The 3,742-nt window shown below is 36.5% G+C and carries 4 protein-coding genes; all 4 read right to left on the reverse strand.

All coding sequences use genetic code 11. The features are described 5' to 3' along the window. Nucleotides 1-229: 229 nt before the first annotated feature. Entirely contained in the window at nucleotides 230-877 is a 648-nt protein-coding gene (locus ACTF48_RS10900) for a peptidoglycan-binding protein LysM (protein ID WP_438963188.1), read from the reverse strand. Nucleotides 878-1,106: 229 nt separating this feature from the next. Beyond that, a complete protein-coding gene (gene mltG, locus ACTF48_RS10905; protein WP_438963189.1) occupies nucleotides 1,107-2,153 on the reverse strand; it encodes an endolytic transglycosylase MltG in 1,047 nt (348 codons plus the stop codon). Continuing rightward, complete coding sequence (locus ACTF48_RS10910) at nucleotides 2,146-2,667, reverse strand: GNAT family N-acetyltransferase (protein ID WP_438963190.1); 522 nt, start codon at nucleotides 2,665-2,667, stop codon at nucleotides 2,146-2,148. The genes mltG and ACTF48_RS10910 overlap by 8 nt, the downstream gene beginning before the upstream one ends. Further along, complete coding sequence (gene dapF, locus ACTF48_RS10915) at nucleotides 2,664-3,446, reverse strand: diaminopimelate epimerase (protein ID WP_438963191.1); 783 nt, start codon at nucleotides 3,444-3,446, stop codon at nucleotides 2,664-2,666. The genes ACTF48_RS10910 and dapF overlap by 4 nt, the downstream gene beginning before the upstream one ends. Nucleotides 3,447-3,742 lie beyond the last annotated feature (296 nt).

The following is a 3,742-nucleotide window of genomic DNA, read 5'->3' on the forward strand; positions in this document are numbered from 1 at the left end:
ATTAAGTGATGGACGCAGTTTTAAAGGACACTTTGCCTTGAAACGATAACTTTTAAAAAAGTCTATAATGCAAAACATCCCAAAGGTTTCAAAAATCTTTGGGGTGTTTTATTGTTTTTAGCAATTATCAAAGTCGCTCTGAAAGAGTAACTTTTATTCCAGTATCAAGTGATGTTGAGTCGTTTTTGTATTTGAAATTTAAACTTAAATTCAATTAAGTAGATAGTCATTAAGGCTCAATCACCTCACTCATGTCATAACCACCAAAGCGTGTCATGTAAGTTTTAATTGAGGTGCCATAAGCATCGCGATTAGCTTTACGCCCTTTAGTTTTAAAGAAACGCTTGACTCCACCTGGACCAGAAAGGTGCGCAGCTGCAAGAATACCGCTCTCAGTGATGTATACACCACCTATTTTCTGACCAGTATATTTTTCTATATACGGCTCTAAAATCTCGTGATTGTACTTTAAGTTTTTAATAAAAACACGTTCTTGTAATCGAGGCGATCTTAAAAACTTTAATGAGTCAGTAACTCCTAATGTTTCTAGAGTGGTCATACCAAACTGATATTTCCCCATATAGCCTAGTGAATTAATTTTCCAGAATTTACCTTGTGATTCTTTAAAAGCAAGGGCTTCTCTAAAAGTTAAAAAGGAATCTGGTGGTGTGATGGCCAGTGAATAGTAGCGTACATCAGAACATTTAGTTTCAATTACAGGTCCTATGAATTCATTTGCAATCTCAATATTTTGTTTACTTGAATATTCAACAGTCTCATAAAGATTATGGTAATCCAGCTTTAAATGATCGTAACTAAAGGACCAAAAAATGAATACTAGTGGTAATACAACCAAAAACACTTGACGTGATTTCATAAATTTTGTTTTCGAAAGTTCCTGTCACCCTTTCTATAACGCGGTGCAAATTTACGACTTTATCCTACTTAGCTGTAAAAGGTATGTTAAACTGGTGTTAATGTAATTATAAGCAATTGGTTTTCAGTAGGTTTTAAAGGTTGTAATCGCAGGTTATTCATCAATTGCGTAATACCAGCTTCAAAACAAACCGAAGACTGAGCAATGAAAAACTGAGGGCTTAAACCGACTACCTATGAATACCTTGTCTCGCTACCCAGCGGCGATATACAGCAGCATTTGCATTGTGTTGTGTAAGTGTTTTTGCAAACTTGTGATAACCGAAGTTCTCTACGTTTGCTACAAAATAATAGTAGCTGTGCTTTTCATAATCGAGCACCGCATCTATCGCGTTTAAATCTGGTGTAACAATAGGTCCTGGTGGCAAGCTTGCATATTTATAAGTATTATATGGTGAGTCGAGTGTTAAGTCTTTATACAGCACTCGTTTTATGACTTGTTTAAAATCATTCTCTTTGTGTTTTTTACCATAGATAACAGTAGGGTCTGCATCTAGCTTCATACCTCTATTCAATCGGTTCATGTAAACACCAGCTACTCGAGGTCGCTCGTCTGCTTTTGCGGTTTCTTTTTGGACTATACTGGCGAGAGTGTAAACTTCTTGTGGAGTAAGGTTTATTTTTTTGGCTTTGGCGAGTCGCTCTGCTGTCCAGAAATTCTGGTAAGCTTGTAACATTTTTGATCTTAACTTCTCAGCAGTAGTGTTCCAGTAGCTATCATAAGAATTAGGTAAATACATAGCCAGTGCTGTTTCTTCAGTAAAGCCATGTTCTCTTAAAAAGGAAGCATCTTTCATACTATTAAGTAGCGTTAAACTATCTGGTTCCACTTGCTGGGCAAGTCTTCCTGCAAGATCTTCTAGTCGCTCTTGATTATTAAAACGCACTTTTACTGGTGTGTTTTTACTACGTATAGTGTTGATCAGATCATTATTAGTCATTCCTTTGCGCAGTATAAAACGACCAGCCTTTACATTAGTATTATAACCTTTACGCACCGCCGTTTCATGGAACGCATCTCGATCTTCTACAGCATTAGCTACTATCATAAAAGCTTCATTATAGTCGGCCGTAGATGGTATAAAAACCTCATAAGTTGCGGTCTCAAAATTAGTGTTAGGACTAAAAAAAGTACGGTAAACTTTAAAAGCAAAAAAGCCCATGATCACCAGTCCTACTAGGGCGACTCCTACGATTATTTTCTTGTAATTATTCATTGATAAGCTGATAGGTGATTTCGTTTTTATATGATTTTTCAGTGGCGATCCAGTCTATTTTTATACCGCTTTCGCGAAAGCGTAATTTCTCAAACAACTTTCTACTCGCCATATTATCCTCACTCACACCGGCATATAACTGGTGTAATCTGAGATGCTTAAAGGCGTAATCTATCATGAGCTGTAATCCTTGTGAGGCATAGCCTTTTTTTCTGTTTTCATGTTGTTCAATGACTATTCCCACACCAGCGCGCTTGTGATAAGGGTCAAAATCATAGAGGTCCACGACACCTACTATTTCTTCTTGAAGATTACAGATCGCCAGGCGTAATTGCTTCACTTCATAAATATCGCGATGTGCGTTTTCTAAATATTCTCTTATGGTTAACTTAGAAAATGGAGTCCATGTGTTGCCTACTTCCCATAACTCAGGATTATTTTCTAAGCGATAAATAAACTCCATATCTTCTGGATCTACCGCTCTTAGAACACATATTTCTGACTGTAGCATCATACCTCTATAGTTCCTTTAAATACTTGTAGTGCTGGTCCAGTAAGCCATATATTTTTATAGCCGTTTTGCTGTGGCTCAAATGAAACTTTTAAATCGCCACCAGGAGTTTCTAGGGTTACTTCTTGAGATGTAGTCTTACTTATGCTATACATAGCAAGCGCCACAGCGGTAACGCCTGTTCCACAGCTCAGTGTTTCATCTTCTACACCACGCTCATAAGTGCGCACTTTAAAAGTGTGGTTGTTTTTAATTTTTACAAAGTTGATATTAGCTCCTGCTTCTCCATAAAGCCCATTTCTCAAATTTCGTCCTTCTTTAAAAACGTCTAAATCTGTCAAATTTTCAGTAAGCTGCACGTGGTGTGGCGAGCCAGTGTTTACAAACACATAATCTGGTTCTTGTTTTACATCTGGAACATCACCCATTTGTAAACTAATCGCTGTTTTATCAATTACCTGAGCATGGTGTAATCCATCTATAGCTTCAAAAGTTGTACTGCTTTTTATAATACCTAGAAACTCAGCAAACCTGACGAGACATCTACCACCATTACCACACATGGTACTTTCCTTGCCGTCTGCATTAAAATACACCATTTTAAAATCTACCATAGGGTGATTTTCTAGCAAGATTAATCCGTCAGCTCCTATGCCAAATTTTCGGTCACAAAGATGTGCGATGAGTTTGGTATCGTTTTTGGAAAATGATAGCTGTCGATTGTCTATCATGACAAAGTCATTTCCTGTTCCTTGATATTTATAAAAGTGAATGAGACTCATAGCAGCAAAGGTAAGATGAAATGAGAATTGTTTCTTAATAGTATGTGAGTTTTTGACCGACGAGTAAGGTAGTTTAGTTTTTTATCTTGTTCTTAAGGTAAAAGTTAAAGCAAGGCTGCAGGAGAAAGCATGAAAGAACTCTGTAAAAGAAAAAATTCATTTAAAACGGTTAACTATTAACCTGCCATTGTTAATACTAAAACGTAACTAAAAAAGATATCATTATGTATAACGCATTCATCAATACTAGATGATACTTAAGTAAAGTAATGATTATGTTAAATATGGTTAAACTA

This window comes from Nonlabens sp. (genome assembly GCF_965660805.1).
Taxonomy (GTDB): domain Bacteria; phylum Bacteroidota; class Bacteroidia; order Flavobacteriales; family Flavobacteriaceae; genus Nonlabens.

What these genes read in the sequence shown, in the direction of transcription:
- ACTF48_RS10900 (WP_438963188.1), bottom strand. Translation starts at nt 877, where the DNA reads ATGAAATCACGTCAAGTGTTTTTGGTTGTATTACCACTAGTATTCATT.
- mltG (WP_438963189.1), bottom strand. Translation starts at nt 2,153, where the DNA reads ATGAATAATTACAAGAAAATAATCGTAGGAGTCGCCCTAGTAGGACTG.
- ACTF48_RS10910 (WP_438963190.1), bottom strand. Translation starts at nt 2,667, where the DNA reads ATGATGCTACAGTCAGAAATATGTGTTCTAAGAGCGGTAGATCCAGAA.
- dapF (WP_438963191.1), bottom strand. Translation starts at nt 3,446, where the DNA reads ATGAGTCTCATTCACTTTTATAAATATCAAGGAACAGGAAATGACTTT.